Source organism: Mesorhizobium sp. 2RAF21 (genome assembly GCF_052115345.1).
Lineage (GTDB): Bacteria > Pseudomonadota > Alphaproteobacteria > Rhizobiales > Rhizobiaceae > Mesorhizobium > Mesorhizobium terrae.
In genome coordinates this window covers 42,224-62,162 of record NZ_JBFRGM010000008.1, presented here as the reverse complement: position 1 = coordinate 62,162, position 19,939 = coordinate 42,224, and the positions used below count along the sequence as shown (strand labels likewise).

Below are 19,939 nucleotides of genomic sequence, written 5' to 3'. Positions count from 1 at the left end.
ATCAGCTCTTCACTGTGGTCATGAGCATGGTGTGGAAGGCCTTGACGACGGCCGTGTTCAGCTCGAAGGCGCGGCGGATTTCGCCGGCCTTCATCAGCTCGTTCTCCATCACCACCGTGTTCTTGGACGGCATCACCGGACCGGTGGGTTCCTGCGGCTTGACGGTGAAGGCGGCTTCCGTGGCGCCGCCGAGATGGCCGCTCTGCGTCGCGCTCAGGCGAACGGCGGTGCGGTCCAGCACTTTCTCGAAAGGCTCGACGTCGGTGGCGGTGTAACCGGGCGTGTTCGCATTGGCGATGTTGCCGGCAACCGAGGATTGCCTGACCGACAGCCATTGGGACTGTCGGGTCGCGAGGTCGAAGAGGTTGACAGGCTCCATGGGAATCTCCGGATCGTTAACCGGAAATTAGGACACCAGTCTTGCGCGGGCCTTACGCGTATCGGCAAGGCTCGGTGCGCGTGGTCCTATTTGGAGACTTCGATGACCCGGTCGGTGCTGGTGACCAGAACCCACTTGCCCTTGCGCTGCTCGATCGACTTGACGCGCGAGGAGTCCGGCAGGGTCGAACCGGGCTGGACGATCCAAAGCCCGGCATTGTCCTCGATCATGGCGCGTCCGTTGGCGACATGGACCAGGCGGAACGTCACTGCCTCGAGCGGATAAGGCTGTTCGTCAGCTCCCGGCGCCTGTTCCGGCGTCAGCGATTTGGTTTGCAGCGAACCGGTGAAGCCGAGGTCGAGATTGGCGTTCAGCGCGGCGAATTGAGCCGGCAATGGATCGGCGGTGCCGGCGCCGTCCGGCTGGACCATGATGCGCCCGGCATTGTGGCCGCGGCCGCCGAACTTCATTGCCTGCACGCCGAACTGATCGGGATTGAAGAAGATATACCAGGGAAACAGCGCGCACGTGAGGCCGAGCGCCACGCCGCAGGCGGCCATGATAAAATCAGTGCGCCGGGTGTCTTTCTTCATCCTCGGGGTCGGCTCGCTCGATTGCTGGGGCCGATCTCGGATGACATCGGTCCGGGCAGTCTTACGCCTGCGCGAGCTTAGATTTGGTAAATGTTGCCTGGGCTCGGGCGTAATATCGGGCGGCGCGAACAGTTCGGCCAGCGCATCGCTTCTGCCGACCTCCCGTTGAGCCTTGCCAGCCGAAGCGCGTTTGCGGCCCAATCCCGAAAGCGGGTTGGGCAGTTTGGACAACAGGCGTTTGCGGGGGCGGGCGCGCTCCTCGGCTTCTTCCGCCTGCGCCAGCATCTCGCGCAACAACGCCTCTGTTTGTTGAAGATCAATCTCCCGCATCTGCACTCTGCCTGCCTCTCAGGTGATGGGCGAGATCCGAGAAAGGATCGATCGAGGGGCCATCCTTGGGCGATTGCGTCAACGCTTCGTAGATCAACGGAACCTGGCGCACCGCCATGTCGAGCTCCGGGTCGGCGCCGCCTTGATAAGCACCCAGCAGGCGGATGTCGCGCGTGTCCTCGAAGCGCGAGATCATCGACTTCAGCTTGGTCACCAATGTGCGCTGGTCCGGCGTCCATGCCTTCGAGGCAAGGCGCGAGATGGATGCGAGCGGGTTCACCGGCGGATAGCGTCCCTGCTCGGCGATCGTGCGGTCGAGCACGACATGGCCGTCGAGAATGCCGCGCACGGAATCGGCGACCGGGTCGTTGTGATCGTCGCCGTCGACAAGCACGGAGATGATGGCGGTGATCGAACCTGTTCCCTCGAGGCCAGGTCCAGCGCGCTCAAGCAGCTTCGGCAGGTCGGTGAAGACGGAGGCAGGATAACCGCGCGCCACCGGCGGCTCGCCGGTGCCGGTTGCCACTTCGCGCAGCGCGTGCGCAAAGCGTGTGATGGAATCCAGCACCAGGAGCACGCGATGGCCCTGGTCGCGGAAATGTTCGGCAACCCGCATCGCCGTATCAGGCGCGCGGCGGCGCATCATGGCGCTTTCGTCGCTGGTCGCGACCACCGCCACGGTCTTGCGCATCGCTTCCTCGCCGATCGTGTCCTCGAGGAATTCGCGCACTTCGCGGCCGCGTTCGCCAACCAGAGCAACCACCACGGTGTCGAAAGCGTCGGCGCCGGCGAGCATGGCGAGCAGCGTCGACTTGCCGACACCAGAGCCTGCGAACACTCCCATGCGCTGGCCGAAGCAGAGCGGCGTGAAGATATCAATGACACGCACGCCGGTCGTGAAGGACGTGCCGACGCGCTGCCGCGCCATGGCGCCGGGCGTCGCATCGTGGTGTGCGCCGGTGTCCGGGCTGCGCAGCAGCGGCGGGCCGCCGTCGATGGCGCGCGCAAGCGCGTCGATGGTACGGCCGCGCCAGGACGAATGCGGCGTCACCGTCAACGGACCGCGCCGGAAGACGGCGTCGCCGATGCCGGCATCGGGGCTGCGCTCAAATGGGGCGACGACGACATCGTCGCGCCCGATATGGACGATTTCGCCTTGCCGCGAACCGCTGCGGCTCCGGTGTTCGACGACGTCGCCGAGCCGGGCGATGTCGGAAAGTCCGTTCACCTTGTAGTGCGTGGGTGAAACCTCGGCGACCAGCCCGCCCTGTTTCAACATCGCGGTGTCGTCGTCGAAACGGCGCCACACATGCTCCAGCACGGCCAGCCGGTTTTCCGGCATGCCGTCCCTTTCGGTAATGCGGATCAGGGACCGGTCGGCGGCCATGGGCGCTTACTTGGATCCCAGGGTCTTGATTGCGTCGTCGGTCGAGCTGCCGGCCTGGCGCACCATCGCCGCGACGTTCTCGAAGGCGCGCTGCACCTGGATCAGCCGCATCATCTCCATGATCGGATTGACGTTGGAATCCTCCAGAAAGCCCTGGGCGACACCGACGTCGGAGCGGTCGGTGATGGGTTCCGGCGGTTTCGGCGGCACGATGCCCGAATTGCCATAGCGGGTGAAATTCACACCTGGGTCGAAACTGAACAGGCCGATGGCGCCGACTTGGCGATCACCCTGGCGTAGCGCGCCGTCGGCACTGACCTTCGGCGGACCGCCACGAGGGTCGAGCTGGATCGGCGCGCCGCCGGCGTCGAGCACCTGGTGGCCCTCGATCGACAACAGCTCGCCATTCTCGTTCATCGAGAAACGGCCGTCGCGCGTCATTACCGTGCCGGCGGGCGTCTGGATACCGAACCAGGCGTCGCCCTGCACGGCGAAATCGAACGGACTGCCGGTTTCGCGCATGCCGCCATGCGCACCTGAAAGAAAGGTGTCGCCAGTGGAGGCGAAGGAGACCGCCTTTTGCCCGGTGCCGGAAACGACGTCCTCGAACTTCACGCCGGTGGCGCGAAAGCCGACCGTCGAGGCGTTCGCGACGTTGTCGGCGATGGTGTTGAGGCGTTTTTCCAGCGCGATCTGCGAGGAGAGGGCGACGTAGAGGCTGTCTTGCATGGTCAGAATTTCATTCGCTGCATGGTGAGCAGGAGGTCGGTCGAAATGCCTGCGGTGGTGGGCTGTGCGAACAGGACGCTGGCCGCCGAGATCTGCGGCGAGGAAGGGTTGTTCATCTCGTACATGGTGGTGAAACGGCCGATGAACTTGCCGAGCTTCTGCGGGTTGGCGAAGTCCTTGATGTTGAACTTCTGCTGGAAGAGCTGCACCTGCTTGTCGATATCGGCCTTGGCGAAGGAGTCCGGCAGACCGAAGGCCGTACGCACCACCTGGGACAGCGCCTTGTCGGCCAGAACCTCGTACCAGTTGGTCAGCGTCGGCGCCTTACGCTGGAAATAGAGCGCCAGGCGAACGCCGTCATTGGTTTTGCCGGCGTCCTCTTCCAGCGTCTGGCGCACATATTTGTCGGTCGATGGCTGCTGGGCCAGCGTGCGGGTCGTCGCCTTCTCGCCATACTGGGCGAAGTTGAAAGCGGTGACGAAGGCGACATAGGCCTTGCTGCCGGACTTGTTGGCCGGACTGTTGGGGTCGGTGATGCCGCCCTCGAGCATCTTGCGGACGGTCGCTGGCGTCTGCGTGGACGGGTCCAGGCCATAGGCGCTCAGCGCATAGTTCAGCAGGCGCTGGTTCGCCATCAGGTCGTCGATGGAGGTCAGCTTGACGACGTTGGCGTTGTAATAGGCCGTCTCGGCGGCGATGTAGTCGGAACCGGGCTTGATCATGCCCAACGAGCTCTTGGTCGAAAAGAGCTTGAGCGTGTCCTTCTGCACCGCGTCGCGGCTCGTCGTCGTGTCGCCATACTGGACGAAGTTGAAGGCGGTGACGAAGTTCGCGTAACTCTTGTCGGTCAGCTTGTTGGCGGGGCTGTTGGGATCGGTGACGCCACCCTCCAGCATGTTGCGAATGGTCTTCGGCGTTTCGACATCCACATCCAGCCCATAGGCGGCCATGGCGGCGCGCAGCAGGCGCTTGTCGGCCATCAGGTCGTCGATGGATTTCACATTGCCGATATTGGCCTTGTAGTAGTCGCTCTCGGCCTTGGTGTATTCGGCGCGGGGCACGATGGTGACCAGGCCGGTGTTGGCGATGAACTGCTTCGGCACCAGGTTCTGCACCGAGTCCTGCGCCGTCGTCTGGTCGCCCTTCTCGACGAAATTGAAGGCGGCGACGAAGTTCGCGTAGCGTTTGTCGTAGAGCTTGTTGGCCGGGCTGTTGGGGTCGGTGACGCCGCCTTCCAGCATCTGGCGGACGGTCGCCGGCGGCTCCTTCTTCGCGTCCAGTCCGAAGGCGCCCATGGCGACGTAGAGCAGCCGCGAATCCGCCATCAGGTCGTCGATCGACTTAACGTTGCCGATCTTGCCGATGTAATAGCTGACTTCGTTTTCGACGAAGTCGACGCCCTGCTGCGAGTAGGTAAGGATTACCTGAGCGTTGAAGTTCTTCGGCACATCGTTCTGCGCGCCGTTATAGGTGGTGGCGTTCGCGCCATAGCGCTTGAAATTGAAGGTCTTGGCGAAGTCGGCGTAGCGCTTGTCGGTCAGCTTGTTGGCGAAGGAGTCGGGGCTGTCGACACCCTCGGTCAGCACCTTCTTCATGAACGCCTTGGCATAGGACATGTCCTCGAGGCCGAAGGCCTTCATGGCATATTTGAACAGCCGGTCGTTCTTGAGAAAATCGTCGATCGACTTCACCTTGCCGATGTTGTCGAGATAGTACTTCGTCTCGCGCGAGACGACGACCTGCTTGCTGGTTCGGTCGAGCGACTTGTTCAGGTCTCTCGTGATCAGTTGATAATCCAGATACGTCGTCACGCACGCCTCCCGCTGAAGCAGTTCGTGCTAAAGTAGCTCAGGTTCCTTGCGCGAAGCTGAATCGGATCGCTTAAAACCTAAGCGAGGTCGGCCACGGCGATTCAAGCCTCACACAAGGCACGGCGTCTATTTCCTGATGCAGTTGAATTGCGGAAGGACCGGCAGTGGGCATTCTGATCGGCTTGGTGGTGACGCTTGGTTGCGTCCTTGGCGGCTTCATGGCCATGGGTGGGCACATCCAGGTGCTGATCCAGCCGTGGGAAGCGGTGATCATCTGCGGTGCGGCGCTGGGGTGTTTCCTGGTCGCCAATCCGATGAAGACGGTGAAGGACACCGGTAAAGGCATCATGGAAGCCTTCAAGCAGTCGGTGCCGAAGGAACGGGACTATCTCGAAACCCTCGGCGTGCTGCATTCGCTGATGCGCGAGCTGCGCTCCAAGTCGCGCTCCGAGGTCGAGGCGCATATCGACAATCCCGAAGAGTCGCCGATCTTCCAGGCGTTTCCGACCGTGCTCAAGAACCACGACCTGACGCATTTCATCTGCGACTATTGCCGCATCATCATCATCGGCAATGCCCGTCCGTTCGAGATCGAAGCGCTGATGGACGAGGAAATCCAGACCATCAAGGCGGACAAGCTGAAGCCTTATCACGCGATGGTTGCCGTGGGCGACGGCCTGCCGGCGCTCGGCATCGTCGCGGCGGTGCTCGGCGTCGTCAAGGCGATGGGCGCGCTCGACCAGTCGCCGGAGATCCTCGGCGGCCTGATCGGCGCCGCCCTGGTCGGCACTTTCCTCGGCATCTTCCTTTCCTATGCGGTGGTCGGTCCTATCGCCACCAAGATCAAGATGGTGCGCGAGAAGAAGAACAGGCTCTACATCATCGTGAAGCAGACCCTGCTCGCCTACATGAACGGCTCGCTGCCGCAGGTCGCCATCGAGTTCGGCCGCAAGACGATCTCGTCCTATGACCGCCCCTCGATCGACGCGGTCGAACAGAGCACGATGAGCACCGGCTCCGCCGACAAGAAGGCGGCGTGAGCATGGCATTCGAAGGCAGGGGCGGGACGGCGTCATGAGCGGCCTGGCCACAATGGAAGACAGCCGCGCGCTGATCATCGAGCGCCTGGTCGGCGACAGTGGCGAGGCGTCGCATGTCATTGGCGCCGGCCGTTCGCTGGCCGAGCGTGTCGTATCCCCGCTGCAGAAGCGTCTCTCGGGCGAGATCGGCGCGCAGGTAACGATCGATCTGAGGGCGGTCGAAGTGTCGCGCACCACCGAGGCGCGCGAACAGGCCGGCGACAATTTCGCGATGACCGTGGTGTCCTCGCCGGTGTCGTCGGATGCGCTGACCCTGGTGATGGACGCGCGGGCGGTGGCGGTGATGATCTGCGCGCTGTTCGGCGGCGACCCTGACCAGGCCGTCACGCCGATCCAGCGCGACCTCTCGCCGCTCGAGGCGGATGTCGCGACCTTGGTGTTCGAAGAGATAGCGCAGATCCTCAACGGTTCGGGCAAACGGTCGCTGGACCTTCGCCTGCCGGTGCCGCGCGCGATGTCCGGCCACGAGGCGCGCCGCCGCGTGTTGCGCGACGGCGCTGCCGTGCGCATCATCTTCGGCCTGTCGACGCCGACCGAAAGCGGCACGATCACCGTCATGATCCCGCAGCGCGTGCTTCTGGTGCAGCGCAACGGTCCCGGCGCAGCTGGCGAGGAAGAGGGCTCGGAGACCGACTGGCACGAGCGTTTCTCGGAAGAGGTCAAGCGTTCGGCGGTCACGCTCGAGGCGACGATGCCGCTTGCCAGGATGACGCTCGGCGATCTCGCCCTGCTGCAGGCCGGCCAGGTGCTGGAAATCGAGGAAAACGCGCAGGGGCGCGCCAGGCTGTCGGCGCGCAACAAGACCCTGTTCGTTTGCGAATTCGGCAAGCTTGGACAGAACTACACGGTCCGCATCAATCAGCCATACGATGCCGGGCAGGATTTCATCGACGGGTTGATGCCCGGCTGAGCCGGCAGCTGCTTCTTGGAGACGACGCATGAACAAGACCAACAACGAAACCGATCTCGACGCTCCGGACGACCAGCTCAACCGCGCCATCGAGGAACTGCGCGGCGTGTTGCAGGAGGAAGAGCAGCGCGTCGGCGGTCCGGCGCGGGATGCGTCCGCCGCCAACCCCGGCGTCATCCTCAACATCCCGGTCGACGTGCAGATCGTGCTGGGCAGCGCCGAAATGCAGGTCTCGGACCTGATGGCGCTGCAGAAGGGTTCGACCGTGGCGCTCAACCGCCGTATCGGCGAGCCGGTCGACGTGGTGGTGAATGGCCGCCGCATCGCGCGCGGCGAAATCACCGTTCTGGAAAACGATCCGTCGCGCTTCGGCATCCGGCTGACCGAGATCGTCACCGCCACCAAGGCTGGTTGACAAAATGACGGCGGGGGCCTCCATGCGATCGGGGAATGAGACGAGATGAGCACGATGCTGACGCTGTCGCGTGCGCAGAAGGCTGCCGCCATTCTGGTTGCCATGGGCAAGCCCTCGGCGAGCCGTCTGCTGAAGTTCTTCAAGCAGGAAGAGCTGAAGGCGCTGATCGAAGCCGCGCGTCTGTTGCGCACCATCCCGCAGGCCGATCTGGAACGCGTCGTCGCGGAGTTCGAGGCCGAGTTCACCGAGGGTGCCGGCCTACTCGATTCCGCCGACAAGATGGACACGATTCTCAACGAATCGCTGTCGCCCGAAGAAGTCGACGCCATCATGAGCGGCAAGAAGGCGGAAGCCGAGCCGTCCGGCCCGCCGCCGATCTGGCCGCAACTGGAAAAGCTGGAACCCCAGCGGCTTGGCACCTTCCTGGCCGGCGAACACCCGCAGACCGCCGCGATGGTGTTGTCGATGCTGTCGCCGCAGCCGGCATCCGCCGTGCTGCTTATCCTCGACAAGCCGCTGCGCAGCGAAATCCTGCGCCGCATGGTAACGATGACGGTGGTGCCGGAAACGGCGACTCGGATCATCGAGAACCAGTTGCGCGCTCGCGTGCTTGCCGAAACCGCTTCGAGAGACACCACCGCCGGCCAGATCCGCGTCGCCAGCCTGCTCAACGAGATGGACAAGACCCAGCTTGACGAGACGATGCAGGACCTGGAGGCAGCAGGCACCCCTGACCTGGACGGGGTGAAGGCGCGCATCTTCAACTTCGACGACCTGCCGCTGCTCACCCAGAAGGCACGCGTTCTGGTGTTCGACGGCCTGTCCAGCGAAGTGGTGACGCTGGCGCTGCGCGGGGCGCCGCCGGCGCTCACCGAGGCGGTGCTGTCGTCGATCGGCCAGCGCTCGCGGCGCATGATCGAGGCGGAGCTCAGCCAGGGCTCGGAAGGCATTCCGCTGGCCGATATCATGGGCGCCCGCAAGACGATCGCGGCGACCACGGTGCGTCTCGCGCGCGAAGGAGCCTACGAGCTGCCGTCCGCGCCGAGCGCAGACGCCGCCTGATCGCGCCTTGACGGGTCGGGCGCGACATGGCTGACGGCGAGGACAAGGACTCCAAAACCGAGGAAGCCACAGAGAAGAAGATTCGCGACACCGTCGAGAAGGGCAAGCTGCCCCACTCGAAGGAAGCCGCGATCCTCACCTCCTTCGTCGCCATCCTGGTCTTCACCGTGTTCTACGCGCGCGAAGCCGTTCTCAGCCTCAGCGTATTCCTCTCATCGTTTCTCGAACGGCCGGAATCCTGGCCGATGGACACCGAGACGGACGTCATCCAGCTCTACAGCATGGTGCTGGCCGAGATCGGCCGCGCCGTGGTCAGCCTGCTCGTGCTCCTGGTGGTCGCGGGCATCGGGGCTTCGATCTTCCAGAACCTGCCGCAATTCGTCGGCGAGCGCATCCGGCCGCAATGGTCGCGCATCTCGCTCTTCCAGGGCTGGAAGCGGATGTTCGGCGTGCAGGGGTTCGTCGAGTTTCTGAAATCGCTGGCCAAGGTCGGTTTCGCCATCACGGTGCTGTTCTTCGCGCTTTCGCAAACGCATCGCCAGTTGCTCAACGGCATGATCACCAGCCCGGTCGAATTCGTGCAGGTCATCCGCTCGATCGCCGTGCAGATCCTCGTTGCCATCGTCTTCGTCATGGCGGTGATCGCGTCTGCCGACTTCGTCTGGTCACGCTTCCACTGGAAGCGCGATCTCAGGATGAGCAAGCAGGAAGTGAAGGACGAGTTGAAGCAGTCGGAAGGCGACCCCATCGTCAAGTCGCGGCTGCGTTCGCTGGCGCGCGACCGGGCAAGACGGCGCATGATGACGGCGGTGCCCAACGCCACTTTGGTCATCGCCAACCCGACGCACTTCTCGATTGCGTTGCGATATGTGCGCGATCAGGACGCCGCGCCGGTTGTGCTGGCCAAGGGCCAGGATCTCGTGGCGCTGCGTATTCGCGAGATCGCCAAGGAGCACAATATTCCGATTTTCGAGGACGTTGCTTTGGCTCGCTCCATGTACAAGCAAGTTTCGGTTGATAGCGTCATCCCATCACAATTTTACCAAGCAGTCGCCGAGTTGGTACGGGTGGTTTACTCAAACAAGGCGGAGCGCCGACGGGTCACATGAATCGACAGCCGCACACACTTTCGCGTGAAATCATCGTCGCCCGCGCCATCGAGCAGGTCGTGTCGGAGCTTCGGCTGATCGATGTCGCCGACTATATCGCCTTCATCCGGCTGGAGCATTTCGCCTGCCTGTCGGACCTGGTGGATTCGGCGTCGGAACTCTTCTTCATGCCGGGTACGCTGCGGCTGGGCCATGGTGGCGAGGTGCATGTCGACTGGAGCGGCTGGCCGCGCATCGTGCTCGACCTGGAGCTCAGGCCACGCGGCGCAACGGTCTATTTCCAGCTTACGCTGACCGAGAACGAGGCTTCGGTCGTGCTCAACTATGTCTCATTCGAAAAACCGGACGAAGACCCGGAGCGCAACACCGAACTGCTGGAAGCCCTGCTCGAAGATGCCCGCATCCGCCGTCCCGAGGCGATCGGTTAGAGCGCCGCGCGTCCAATTGGACGCGCAAAGGACACTCTAACACTCTTTATCTGCTGCATCGTGCCTACCGAAAATCGATTCCGATTTTCTGGCCGATGCAGTAGGCGACCGCCGGCAACAGGCAGCCCAAGCCGCTTTCTTGTCCGTCTTTGCTAGTCGATGAGCCCGAGGCGCAAGGCCTTGGCGACCGCCTGGGTGCGGTTCACTGCGTCCAGCTTCTGCGCCGACTGGGTCAGATACTGGTTGGCAGTGTGTACCGACAGTTTCAGCAGCCGGGCGATCTCTTCGCTGGTATAGCCATTGGCGGTGAGCTTCAGGCATTCCAGCTCGCGTTTCGACATAGCGCGGGCTCGCCCGGTTTCGCCGGGCCGGATCCGCGCCACGGCGTTGAACAGTGAAAAACACCGGGCGTGAATGTCGTAGACGGCGTTGCCGGACAGGGTCATGGCGGCGCCGAAGAACACCACCAGTCCGCACTGGCCGTGGTCGGCATGGACCGGGAAGGCGATGCCGGTGGTGCCGGGAACGAGCGGCGTCGTCCGCTCCACCCAGGTGAGGTCGCGCAACGCGCCTCCGCTTTCGGCCTGGCTGTCGTCACACCACCAGCGCGGGCCGGTCGATTGACGCGTGTGCTGGACGATCTCTTCGCCAGCCGGATCGGAGACCATCCGTGTCGCCTGGGCGACGCTTGGATAGTCGGAATCGAAGCAGGCCACCAGCCGCGCACGCTCGGCGGCGGGGGCGACGAAAAAGAGCCCGAAAGCCTCGGCGTTGATATCCATCGCGATCCAGCGGCAGCGGCGCACGGCATCGGGAATGGTGACGGCCTGCAACTCGGAACCGCCGACGAAGCCGCCGAAGGGGTTGGAATGGGAGCCGAAAGCGTGCTCGGCGGTCGCGCTGGCATGAGCCCGTGTCAAATGATGCCACTCCTGATCGCTGTTGCGATGGCCATCGCGCGGTTGGAGGCCGAGAACTTCTGGATGGCGTGGGTGATGTAGCTGTTGACCGTGTTGGCCGAGACGCCGAGGATTACCGCGACCTCCTCGGTGGTCTTGCCTTCCGACACCCAGAACAGGCATTCGCGCTCGCGGTCGGAAAGCGGGTCCTGCACCGCCGCCGCTGCCAGAAGCTGCGAAACCTGCGACAGAGCGTAGCAGCATTTCAGCTGCGCGCGATTGAGCGCCGCCGGATCGATCCGGTCTGTCTCGGCGGCGGAAAACAGCACGAAGAGGCGTTGCCGGCCGACATCCAGGCGCAGCGAATAAAGCTCGGCATGGCCGAGCACGTCGAGCAGCCTCGCTTCCTCGCCGCTGAGCAGGCCGCTCGCGGTGTCGGCATGGGCGGTGACCAGGGGCTGGGCGCGGGTGCCGGGTGCCGCCGTCAGCGGTCCGTGGGCGAGGCTGGCGATCAGGCGCTTGCCGATCAGTTCGATCGCGTCATAGAGCCAGTTGGAGGCGACGATGCGGGCATCGTTGCGTTCCTGTTCGTGAACGATGGCGACCAGCATATAGCTGTCGGCGCCGATCTCGTCGGCGAGCTGGGTGAGGAAGCCGGTCAGGTCCGCCCGGGAGGAGAGGCGAATTCCGACTGCATCCGATGTCAAAGGCGCTGCGAAGGCTGTCATAGTCTTGAGGCCAGAATCCATCTTTCTTGCCCGGCGCTGTTTTCATCAGCCCCGGACGCGGATACGCGTCACAATTACCTTAAACTCACTCCGGGCACGAAAAGGCGCCCGATCGGACGAATCCGTCAGGGGAACGCGAAACCAATCGCGCCTTGCGCCGGAAAACACCGGAACATCAGGACTTTAGATGGTTCGCCGCGCCCCCGCGGAACGGCTGATTCGGGTTTAATTTAGCCTCTGCTGAATCCAACTTCAAACAGGATTTGACAGATTTGGATTCAGCGGACTCACAAATGCGACTCACCCGCGCATTTGCTGGGTTTTGCCATGCGCAACGCCTCGCCGATCGATGCCGGCGAGGCGCCGCATTGCGTCAGCGGCCCTCGAAGCCGGTCAGCACGCCGACGGCGTTGACGCCGATCTCGTCGACGGCATAACCACCTTCCATGACGAACAGTGTCGGTAGGTTCAGCCTGGCGATGCGGGCGCCGATCTTCGGATAGTCGCCGCTCTTCAGCTTGAACTGGCTGATCGGGTCCTTTTCGAAAGTGTCGACGCCCAGCGAGACGACGACGACATCGGGTGCGTAGGCGGCGAGCTTGGCGCAGGCGTCTTCCAGCGCGGCGTTCCAGGCTTCCCAGGTCGTGCCGAAGGGAAGCGGGTAGTTGATGTTGAAGCCTTCGCCGGCGCCCTCGCCATCTTCGTCGGCATGGCCGAGGAAATAGGGGTACTCGACCATCGGATCGCCATGCAGGTTCAGCACCTGAACGTCTGCCCTGGCATAGAAGATTTCCTGCGTGCCGTTGCCGTGGTGGTAGTCGACATCGAGGATGGCGATGCGTTTGGCGCCCTGGTCGAGGAACCATTGCGCGGCGACTGCCGCGTTGTTGATGTAGCAATAGCCGCCCATGAAGCCGGCGCCGGCATGGTGGCCGGGCGGACGGCACAAGGCGAAGGCGGCGCGCTCGCCGTTCTTGACCAGCTTGGCGCCGGTCATGACGACGTCATAGGACGATTTGATCGCTTCCCAAGTGCCCTTCACGAAAGGTGCGCCGGCGTCGAAGGAATAATGGCCGAGCTTGCCGTCGAGCGTAGCCGGCACCACGTCGCCGCGCAGGCCGCGCGTCGGCCAGGTGTAAGGGATGGCCGAGCCGGAACGTCCAAGCGCCTCCCACTCCGGATAGACGGTCGGCAGGAAGTCGATGTAGTCGGCCTTGTGCACGCGCTTGGCGGCGGCGAGGTCGTGAACCTCCGGCGCCAGGATCGGCCCCAGCTTCTCGCCCTCGACCCGTGCCTTGATGATTTCGGCCCGGGACGGTTTCTCGAAGCCAGGCATGATCGCTCCCGACATCAGTTCCATCGTGCCGGCGTGGCCGGCATGGAGCGGCGAATAGACAGTCTTCATAAGGTTCCTTCCCTGGAATGGTTTTTAGTCGAGATCGAGATAGGGTGTGACCAGAGCGAGCCACATGATTTCCACGTCGTCCTGGATGAGATCGAAGGCCTTGCGGTCTCTCTTCAGGCCGACCAGCCGGCATACGTGCCCGACTTCCATCATCAAGACGCCCAGCCGGCCGGCGACCTCGTCCTTGAGGGCGGGGTTCACATGCTGCAGCCAGGCGGCGTAGAGGGCGATAATCCGCTCGTCATATTCGTTCTGGATCGGCCTCAGCTCGGCATTGCCGGTGATGGCCTCGATGACCGGCATCAGGCTGGCGTTGTCGAGATAAAGCCTGGACGTGTCGATGAAGAGTTCGCGCACCTCCCGCCGGAAGGCGTCGCGGTCGGTCGGTCGTGGTGCCTCGATGCGTTTTGCGATCACTTCCGGAAACGCGCCCAGCCAGCGCCGTGCGAGATCCAGAAGAATAGCTTCCTTGTTGGGATAATATTGGTAGACCGAGCCGACCGACAAACCGGCGCGCTGCGCAATGGCAAGCGTCGTCGGTGTCTTGGTTCCCTGTTCTCGCGTCAAGATCAGCGCAGCATCGAGAATCCTGTCCACGACTTTGCTCGACCGCTCCTGCCGCGGCTGCTTGCGGGGCTCGAGCGCAATCCTGGTTTTCCGTTTGAGATCGCGATTCACTGCTCGAATCCCCCATCCTCCGCTAGCTCTCACCACACGCGAAGGGTGCTGTCCACAATGCATTCCAAAAACCGCGTATTGACAAACGCGAATAATTAGTCGCATTTTTTCATCACGCTGTCTTTAGGGAAACCAGGGGAATTCCGAGGGCGGCGGACTGGCATCAGCTTTCCGTCTCACAACGTCGTTCCAGCGGAGCGGTCGGTCGTGGAACAGTAGGCTGGGCAGTCTAGGTCAGTCACAAAGCGCGGAGCTGCGATGTCTGTCACGGGTACGGTTCGTCAAGCCGATCTGATCGTCTTCAATGGTCGTGTCCTGACCATGGATGACGATCTGCCAGCCGCCGAAGCCGTTGCCGTGAAGGATGGCGCTATCCTTGCCGTCGGCAGCCGCGCTGCCATCGAGGCGCTCAAGGGGCCGGCCACGAAAGTCATCGACGCCAAGGGCGGTTCGGTGATCCCCGGTTTCATCGAAGCGCATATGCATCTCTTTTCCGGCGCCGCCGAACTGGCGCATCTGCAGCTCATCGGCGTGCACGGGTTCGACGCGTTGCGTGACGCGGTCCGTGCCTATGCGGCCAAGCGCCCCGATGCGCCGATGCTGGTCGCGCAGTCGGCCGATTACACCATTCTCGGCGATGAACGCGTCACCCGGCATCATCTCGACGCAATCCTGCCCGACCGGCCGTTCTGCATGGCCGCGCCCGACCACCATACGATGTGGGCCAACACCAAGGCGCTTGAAGCCGCCGGCGTGCTGCATGGCCGCGCGCTCGGACCCGGCAACGAGATCGTCATGGGCGAGGACGGGCTAGCCGAGGGCGAATTGCGCGAAGGCGAGGCCTTTGGCCCGGTGCTGGCGCTGGCCGACGAGGAACGCGTGCGGCTCGGCCTGTCGACCGGCGGCGAGCCCGATCCCGCGCCGACGCCCGCGCAGCGCGCCGCCGACCGCGACATCATGCGGCGCGGCCTTGCCTGGTGCGCCGAACACGGCATCACCTCGATCCAGAACATGGATGGCAATCTCTACCAGCTCGAACTGCTGGCCGAGATCGAGGCCGAGGAAGGGCTCTCCTGTCGTGTCAAGATGCCCTTCCATTTCAAGAATTTCATGAAGCTCGAGATGCTGGAAAAGGCGTCGACAATGGCCACGCGATACGACAGCGAATGGCTGTCGTCGCGCATGGTCAAGGTTTTCTACGACGGCGTGCTGGACTCCTGGACCGCCGTGATGGTCGAGCCCTACGCCGATCGTCTCGACTGGGTCGGCGAACCGCTGTTCACGCCGGCCGAGTTCAAGGAACTGGCCGTCGCCATCGATGCGCGTGGATTGCAGATCGCGGTGCATGCGATCGGGGATGGCGCGGTCAATGCCGTGCTCGACGGCTACGAAGCCGCCGCCAAGGCCAATGGCAAGCGCGACAGCCGCCACCGCATCGAGCATATCGAGGTGGTCGCGCCGACGGACGTGCCGCGTTTCTCCGAACTCGGCGTCATTGCCTCAATGCAGCCTCCGCATCCTCCGGGCGCGATGGATTTCCCGCTGGAGCCGACCGTGTCGCGCATCGGCAAGGCGCGCTGGCCGCTGAGCTATGCCTGGCGCACGCTGAAGAGCGCCGGCGCCCATGTCGTGTTTGCTTCCGACTGGCCGGTCGCCTCGATCGATCCGATCCGTGGCATGCAGGCGGCGATGCTGCGCAAGCCGTGGGCCGAAGGCGACCCGGACCAGAGTTTCTCGCTGATGGAATCGCTTGCGGCCTACACGGTCGAGGGCGCCCATGCCGAGTTCACGGAGCACCGAAAGGGCAGGCTGAAGGAAGGCTTCATGGCCGACCTTGTGGTGCTCTCGCACGATATCGAAGCGGTGGAACCGCGCCAGCTGCACGAGGTGCGGCCGGCGGTCACCATCTGCGGAGGTAAGGTCACCTATCAGGTCGCAAGCTGAACATTCGTTTCGCTTCCTGAACTGGTATTCAATGCGATTGTTGCCAAGCGTGGCGGCTTGTGGTGACAATCTGAGACAGAAAAAGAAGCCTGCTTTCGAGGGCAGGCCGAGAACAAAAAGAGGGGTTTGCGTGCCGGAACAACCGGGTAAGAACGCGATCGAAGTCCGTGATGTACGGAAAGTCTTCGGTTCTGGGGAAGCGGCGGTTGCCGCGTTGGACACGGTCTCGGTATCGATCCGGGAAAACGAGTTTTTCACGCTGTTGGGGCCGTCGGGCTGCGGAAAGACGACGCTGCTCAGGCTGATCGCCGGCTTCGACTATCCGAGCGCCGGCGAGATCCAGCTCTATGGCGACAACATCGCGCTGCTGCCGCCGTTCAAGCGGCCGGTCAACACTGTTTTCCAGAGCTATGCGCTGTTCCCGCACATGACGGTGGCGCAGAATATCGGCTTCGGCCTGGAGATGCTGCGTAAGCCAAAGGCCGAGATCAAGGCGCGCGTCGCCGAGATGCTGAAGCTGGTGCGCATGGAGCATCTGGCCTCGCGGCGCACCAGCCAGATTTCCGGCGGTCAGCAGCAGCGCGTGGCGCTGGCACGCGCGCTGGCGCCGCAGCCGAAAGTGCTGCTTCTCGACGAGCCGCTTTCGGCGCTCGACTACAAGCTGCGCAAGGAAATGCAGATCGAACTGAAGCGGCTGCAGAACCAGACCGGCATCACCTTCATCTTCGTCACCCACGACCAGGAAGAAGCGCTGACCATGTCCGACCGCATCGCGGTGATGTCGTCGGGCAAGATCCTGCAGGTGGGTTCACCCTGGGACATCTATGACAAGCCGGCCGACCGGTTCGTCGCCGACTTCATCGGCGAGACCAATTTCCTGACCGCGTCGATCGCCGGCGTGGAAAACGGCAGGGCACGCGCGACGCTCAAATCGGGTGCCACCATCATGGCCAGCGTTGCCGACGGCTTCCAGCCGAAGGGCGAGGCGACCGTCGTGGTGCGGCCCGAACATGCGAAGCTCGTCAAGGGCAAGGGCGAGCTTTCGGGCACGGTCGAGAACATCGTCTATTTCGGCACCGACACGCACATCCATTTGCGGCTCGACGGCAGCGACGACCTCTTCATCGTGCGCCAGCAGAATGCGCGCAGCGCCAGCTGCGGCTTCGAGACGGGCGAGAAGGCGGGCATCTCTATCAGCGACGACGCAGCACAAGTGTTGAGGGACTGATGGCCACCGCCGAGGAAATCGCCAAGGCGGCCGACCGGCGCGACGTTCGCAACCGCTGGTACCTTACGACGCCTGCCTTGCTCACCATCTTTTTCGCCGCGGTCGGCCCGTTGGCCATCGTGCTCGTCTATTCCTTCCTCACGCCCGGCCCCTATGGCGACGTGAAGTGGCAGTTCTCGACCGACGCCTGGGTGTCGGTGCTGTTCGAGCGCGACATCTTCGACGACACGCTGTCGCTGGCTGCCGCCCATATCAGCATCTTCTGGCGCTCGGTGAAGCTGGCGGTCATCACCACGCTCGCCACCTTGGCGCTCGGCTTCCCGACGGCCTATTTCATGGCCACGCGCAGCGAGAAGACGCGTGACCTGTGGCTGTTCCTGATCACCATCCCGTTCTGGACGAACCTTCTGATCCGCACCTTCGCGGTGCTGCAGATCATCCGCAACGAAGGCATCGTCAACACCATCCTGTTGAAGCTCGGCATCATCTCGGCGCCGATCCAGATCCTCTACACCGACGTCGCGATCCTGATCGGCATGGCCTATGTCTATCTGCCGCTGATGGTGCTGCCGGTCTACGCCTCGATGGAAAAGCTCGACTTCCGTCTGGTCGAGGCGGGCTACGATCTCTACGCCTCGCGCTGGCAGGTGCTGCGCCGCATCATCTTCCCGCTGGTCAAGCCCGGCGTCATCGCCGGCTCGATCCTGGTCTTCATCCCGGCCATCGGCGCCTATGTGACGCCGAGCGTGCTCGGCGGCGGCAAGAACATGATGCTGTCCAACCTGATCGAGCTGCAATTCGGTCAGGGCCGCAACTGGCCGCTGGGCTCGGCGCTGTCGATCACGGTCATGTTCATCGTCATGGCGGCGCTCCTGGTTTACGTGCGCAACGCCGGCTCGCAGGAGGTGCGGCATGGCTAAGAGCTTCTCCATTCGCCACCAGCCGGGCTTCACCACGATCGCCGCCGTGTGCTTCGTGGCGCTCTACCTGCCGATCATCGTGCTGGTGGTCTACGCCTTCAACGAGGCACCCTCGACGTCGGAATGGGGCGGCTTCTCGCTGAAGTGGTTCCAGTCGGCCTCGCAGAACGCGCAGGTGATCGATGCCACGCTGCGCTCCTTCCAGATCGCGGCTGTGGCCGCCACGCTCGCCACCATCGCGGCGACCATGGCGGCCTTGGCCACCACCCGCACGCCGCCCTATCCGGGGCTGACCTTCAAATATGCGATGATCAACCAGCCGCTGATGGTGCCGGAAATCGTCACCGGCGTGGCGCTGCTGATCTTCTTCTCGCGCATCAAGATCTTCACCGGCTATTCGGGCCTGGGTTACCTGATCGCCGCGCATACGGCGTTCTGCATTCCCTTTGCCTATCTGCCGATCCGCGCGCGACTGGAAAATATGGACCTGTCGCTGGAACGCGCGGCGGCCGATCTCTACGCCACGCCCTGGCAGGCCTTCCGCCGCATCACGCTGCCGCTGCTCTGGCCCGGCATCCTCGCCGGCCTGATGCTCGCCTTCGTCATTTCGCTCGACGACGTCGTCATCACCGAATTCGTCAAGTCGGGCGGCCAGGACACGTTGCCAACTTACATGCTCGGCCAGATCCGCCGCGGCATCACCCCTGAAATCAACGCGATCTCGACGGCCTTCCTGCTGCTGTCGGTCATCATCGTCACGTTGTTCTTCTTCGTCAGCAGGAAACGCGACTAGGCCTAAACCAACCAAAAAAATGGGAGACTGAAATGAACTGGAAGACAACCGCGACAGCCGTCGGGCTGGCGCTGATGGCCTCGACGGGCCTCGCCCGCGCCGAGGGCGCGCTCAACATCTACAACTGGGGCAATTACATCAGCCCCGACATGATCAAGAAGTTCGAGAAGCAGTACAACGTCAAGGTCACCGTCACCGACTACGATTCCAACGACACCGCACTCGCCAAGGTGCGTCAGGGCGGCACCGGTTTCGACATCGCCATCCCCTCGCAGACCTTCATCCCGATCTGGATCAAGGAAGGTCTCATCCAGGAGACCGATCCCGGCAAGATGGCGAACTTCAAGAACGTGGCGCCGGAATGGGCCAATCCCGATTTCGATCCCGGCCGCAAATACACCGTGCCATGGGCCTGGGGCACGATCGGCGTGGTCGTCAACACCGACGCCTACAAGGGCCCGGCCAACAGCTGGGGCATCGTCTTCAACACGCCTGACGAGCTGAAGGGCAAGGTCAATGTCGTTCCCGAGATGAACGACGTCATCTTCGCCGCCATCAAATATGTCGGCGGCAAGCAGTGCACCGACGACAAGGCGGTGCTGAAGAAGGTGCGCGACACGCTCGTCGCCGCCAAGCCGAACTGGATCGCGATGGAATACAACACCATCGAGAAGATGGGCGCCGGCGACTTCAAGGCCACCAGCGACTGGAACGGCTCGGCGCTGCGCCAGCGGCTGGCCAACCCGGCCATCCACTACAACTATCCGAAGGAAGGCTACGGCCTGTGGAGCGACAACGTCGTCGTTCTGAAGGAAGCCAAGAACGTCGAGAACGCCAAGCTGTTCCAGAACTTCATGATGGATCCGGAAAACGCGGCGCTGAACTCGGCCTTCCACCGCTATGCCAACGGCATTGCCGGTTCGGAGAAGTTCATGCCCGCCGACATGAAGGACGCGCCGGAAGTCAACATCCCGGCCGACGTGAAGTCGCTGGGCGAACTGCAGCACCTCTGCGCGCCGGAAATCCAGGACATCTACTCGAAGATCTGGACCGAGCTGCAGAAGTAAGCTTCGCAGCCAGCCTACCCGACA

The 19,939-nt window shown here is 63.2% G+C and carries 20 protein-coding genes; 11 read left to right on the top strand and 9 right to left on the bottom strand.

Features of this window, described 5'->3' with window-relative positions; all coding sequences use genetic code 11:
• Position 1: 1 nt before the first annotated feature.
• The 5 genes from flgB to AB4136_RS14370 form a co-directional block, all read right to left on the bottom strand.
• Entirely contained in the window at positions 2-379 is a 378-nt protein-coding gene (gene flgB / locus AB4136_RS14390) for a flagellar basal body rod protein FlgB (protein ID WP_024925774.1), read from the bottom strand.
• An 86-nt stretch (positions 380-465) separates the two neighbouring features.
• The gene (locus tag AB4136_RS14385) at positions 466-972 is read right to left on the bottom strand and encodes a hypothetical protein (RefSeq protein ID WP_245317404.1); all 507 of its coding nucleotides are present in this window, start codon (positions 970-972) and stop codon (positions 466-468) included.
• Positions 973-1,288: 316 nt separating this feature from the next.
• Positions 1,289-2,689 (bottom strand): flagellar protein export ATPase FliI, encoded by a 1,401-nt coding sequence (gene fliI / locus AB4136_RS14380; protein WP_024925772.1) that lies wholly within the window; start codon positions 2,687-2,689, stop codon positions 1,289-1,291.
• Positions 2,690-2,695: 6 nt separating this feature from the next.
• Positions 2,696-3,418: a flagellar basal-body rod protein FlgF gene (gene flgF, locus AB4136_RS14375; RefSeq protein ID WP_024925771.1), complete on the bottom strand. Its 723-nt coding sequence runs from the start codon at positions 3,416-3,418 to the stop codon at positions 2,696-2,698.
• 2 nt (positions 3,419-3,420) lie between these two features.
• Positions 3,421-5,229, bottom strand: coding sequence for a DUF1217 domain-containing protein (locus AB4136_RS14370; RefSeq protein ID WP_024925770.1), 1,809 nt, complete (start codon positions 5,227-5,229; stop codon positions 3,421-3,423).
• 164 nt (positions 5,230-5,393) lie between these two features.
• Between AB4136_RS14370 and motA the strand changes: the two genes are divergently transcribed.
• The 6 genes from motA to AB4136_RS14340 are packed head-to-tail and all read left to right on the top strand — an operon-like array spanning position 5,394 to position 10,253.
• Complete coding sequence (gene motA, locus AB4136_RS14365; RefSeq protein ID WP_024925769.1) at positions 5,394-6,269, top strand: flagellar motor stator protein MotA; 876 nt, start codon at positions 5,394-5,396, stop codon at positions 6,267-6,269.
• Positions 6,270-6,303: 34 nt separating this feature from the next.
• Positions 6,304-7,239, top strand: a complete 936-nt coding sequence (locus tag AB4136_RS14360) for a flagellar motor switch protein FliM (protein ID WP_024925768.1) — start codon at positions 6,304-6,306, stop codon at positions 7,237-7,239.
• 28 nt (positions 7,240-7,267) lie between these two features.
• Positions 7,268-7,654: a flagellar motor switch protein FliN gene (gene fliN, locus AB4136_RS14355; protein WP_024925767.1), complete on the top strand. Its 387-nt coding sequence runs from the start codon at positions 7,268-7,270 to the stop codon at positions 7,652-7,654.
• 45 nt (positions 7,655-7,699) lie between these two features.
• Positions 7,700-8,716, top strand: a complete 1,017-nt coding sequence (locus AB4136_RS14350; protein ID WP_024925766.1) for a flagellar motor switch protein FliG — start codon at positions 7,700-7,702, stop codon at positions 8,714-8,716.
• Positions 8,717-8,742: 26 nt separating this feature from the next.
• Positions 8,743-9,825, top strand: a complete 1,083-nt coding sequence (flhB, locus tag AB4136_RS14345; protein WP_024925765.1) for a flagellar biosynthesis protein FlhB — start codon at positions 8,743-8,745, stop codon at positions 9,823-9,825.
• Positions 9,822-10,253, top strand: coding sequence for a hypothetical protein (locus AB4136_RS14340; protein WP_024925764.1), 432 nt, complete (start codon positions 9,822-9,824; stop codon positions 10,251-10,253). Before flhB ends, AB4136_RS14340 begins: the two co-directional genes overlap by 4 nt.
• A 152-nt stretch (positions 10,254-10,405) precedes the next feature.
• On the opposite strand, the gene AB4136_RS14335 is transcribed toward AB4136_RS14340, so the two are convergent.
• The 4 genes from AB4136_RS14335 to AB4136_RS14320 all read right to left on the bottom strand — a co-directional run bounded on the left by AB4136_RS14335 (position 10,406) and on the right by AB4136_RS14320 (position 13,882).
• The gene (locus AB4136_RS14335; RefSeq protein WP_024925763.1) at positions 10,406-11,173 is read right to left on the bottom strand and encodes a helix-turn-helix transcriptional regulator; all 768 of its coding nucleotides are present in this window, start codon (positions 11,171-11,173) and stop codon (positions 10,406-10,408) included.
• A complete protein-coding gene (locus tag AB4136_RS14330; protein WP_373426377.1) occupies positions 11,170-11,901 on the bottom strand; it encodes a helix-turn-helix transcriptional regulator in 732 nt (243 codons plus the stop codon). Before AB4136_RS14330 ends, AB4136_RS14335 begins: the two co-directional genes overlap by 4 nt.
• A 352-nt stretch (positions 11,902-12,253) precedes the next feature.
• A complete protein-coding gene (locus AB4136_RS14325) occupies positions 12,254-13,285 on the bottom strand; it encodes a histone deacetylase family protein (protein WP_137900634.1) in 1,032 nt (343 codons plus the stop codon).
• Between the two features lie 24 nt (positions 13,286-13,309).
• A complete protein-coding gene (locus tag AB4136_RS14320) occupies positions 13,310-13,882 on the bottom strand; it encodes a TetR/AcrR family transcriptional regulator (protein ID WP_244431133.1) in 573 nt (190 codons plus the stop codon).
• Positions 13,883-14,221: 339 nt separating this feature from the next.
• Here AB4136_RS14320 and AB4136_RS14315 point away from each other — a divergent pair, with 339 nt between their 5' ends.
• From AB4136_RS14315 to AB4136_RS14295, 5 genes are all read left to right on the top strand, one after another.
• Positions 14,222-15,907: an amidohydrolase gene (locus AB4136_RS14315; protein WP_024925759.1), complete on the top strand. Its 1,686-nt coding sequence runs from the start codon at positions 14,222-14,224 to the stop codon at positions 15,905-15,907.
• Between the two features lie 130 nt (positions 15,908-16,037).
• Positions 16,038-17,135: an ABC transporter ATP-binding protein gene (locus tag AB4136_RS14310; protein ID WP_024925758.1), complete on the top strand. Its 1,098-nt coding sequence runs from the start codon at positions 16,038-16,040 to the stop codon at positions 17,133-17,135.
• Positions 17,135-18,055: an ABC transporter permease gene (locus tag AB4136_RS14305; protein ID WP_024925757.1), complete on the top strand. Its 921-nt coding sequence runs from the start codon at positions 17,135-17,137 to the stop codon at positions 18,053-18,055. The genes AB4136_RS14310 and AB4136_RS14305 overlap by 1 nt, the downstream gene beginning before the upstream one ends.
• A complete protein-coding gene (locus AB4136_RS14300; RefSeq protein WP_024925756.1) occupies positions 18,048-18,848 on the top strand; it encodes an ABC transporter permease in 801 nt (266 codons plus the stop codon). Before AB4136_RS14305 ends, AB4136_RS14300 begins: the two co-directional genes overlap by 8 nt.
• A gap of 32 nt (positions 18,849-18,880) precedes the next feature.
• The gene (locus AB4136_RS14295; protein WP_024925755.1) at positions 18,881-19,915 is read left to right on the top strand and encodes an ABC transporter substrate-binding protein; all 1,035 of its coding nucleotides are present in this window, start codon (positions 18,881-18,883) and stop codon (positions 19,913-19,915) included.
• The last annotated feature ends 24 nt before the right edge of the window (positions 19,916-19,939 follow it).

Bases quoted from the DNA above. Each gene is read 5' to 3' on its own strand.
- AB4136_RS14325 (WP_137900634.1), bottom strand. From the start codon at position 13,285: ATGAAGACTGTCTATTCGCCGCTCCATGCCGGCCACGCCGGCACGATG.
- fliI (WP_024925772.1), bottom strand. From the start codon at position 2,689: ATGGCCGCCGACCGGTCCCTGATCCGCATTACCGAAAGGGACGGCATG.
- AB4136_RS14360 (WP_024925768.1), top strand. From the start codon at position 6,304: ATGAGCGGCCTGGCCACAATGGAAGACAGCCGCGCGCTGATCATCGAG.
- AB4136_RS14385 (WP_245317404.1), bottom strand. From the start codon at position 972: ATGAAGAAAGACACCCGGCGCACTGATTTTATCATGGCCGCCTGCGGC.
- AB4136_RS14350 (WP_024925766.1), top strand. From the start codon at position 7,700: ATGAGCACGATGCTGACGCTGTCGCGTGCGCAGAAGGCTGCCGCCATT.
- AB4136_RS14340 (WP_024925764.1), top strand. From the start codon at position 9,822: ATGAATCGACAGCCGCACACACTTTCGCGTGAAATCATCGTCGCCCGC.
- AB4136_RS14295 (WP_024925755.1), top strand. From the start codon at position 18,881: ATGAACTGGAAGACAACCGCGACAGCCGTCGGGCTGGCGCTGATGGCC.
- flgF (WP_024925771.1), bottom strand. From the start codon at position 3,418: ATGCAAGACAGCCTCTACGTCGCCCTCTCCTCGCAGATCGCGCTGGAA.
- AB4136_RS14305 (WP_024925757.1), top strand. From the start codon at position 17,135: ATGGCCACCGCCGAGGAAATCGCCAAGGCGGCCGACCGGCGCGACGTT.
- fliN (WP_024925767.1), top strand. From the start codon at position 7,268: ATGAACAAGACCAACAACGAAACCGATCTCGACGCTCCGGACGACCAG.
- flgB (WP_024925774.1), bottom strand. From the start codon at position 379: ATGGAGCCTGTCAACCTCTTCGACCTCGCGACCCGACAGTCCCAATGG.
- AB4136_RS14330 (WP_373426377.1), bottom strand. From the start codon at position 11,901: ATGGATTCTGGCCTCAAGACTATGACAGCCTTCGCAGCGCCTTTGACA.
- AB4136_RS14315 (WP_024925759.1), top strand. From the start codon at position 14,222: ATGTCTGTCACGGGTACGGTTCGTCAAGCCGATCTGATCGTCTTCAAT.
- flhB (WP_024925765.1), top strand. From the start codon at position 8,743: ATGGCTGACGGCGAGGACAAGGACTCCAAAACCGAGGAAGCCACAGAG.
- AB4136_RS14300 (WP_024925756.1), top strand. From the start codon at position 18,048: ATGGCTAAGAGCTTCTCCATTCGCCACCAGCCGGGCTTCACCACGATC.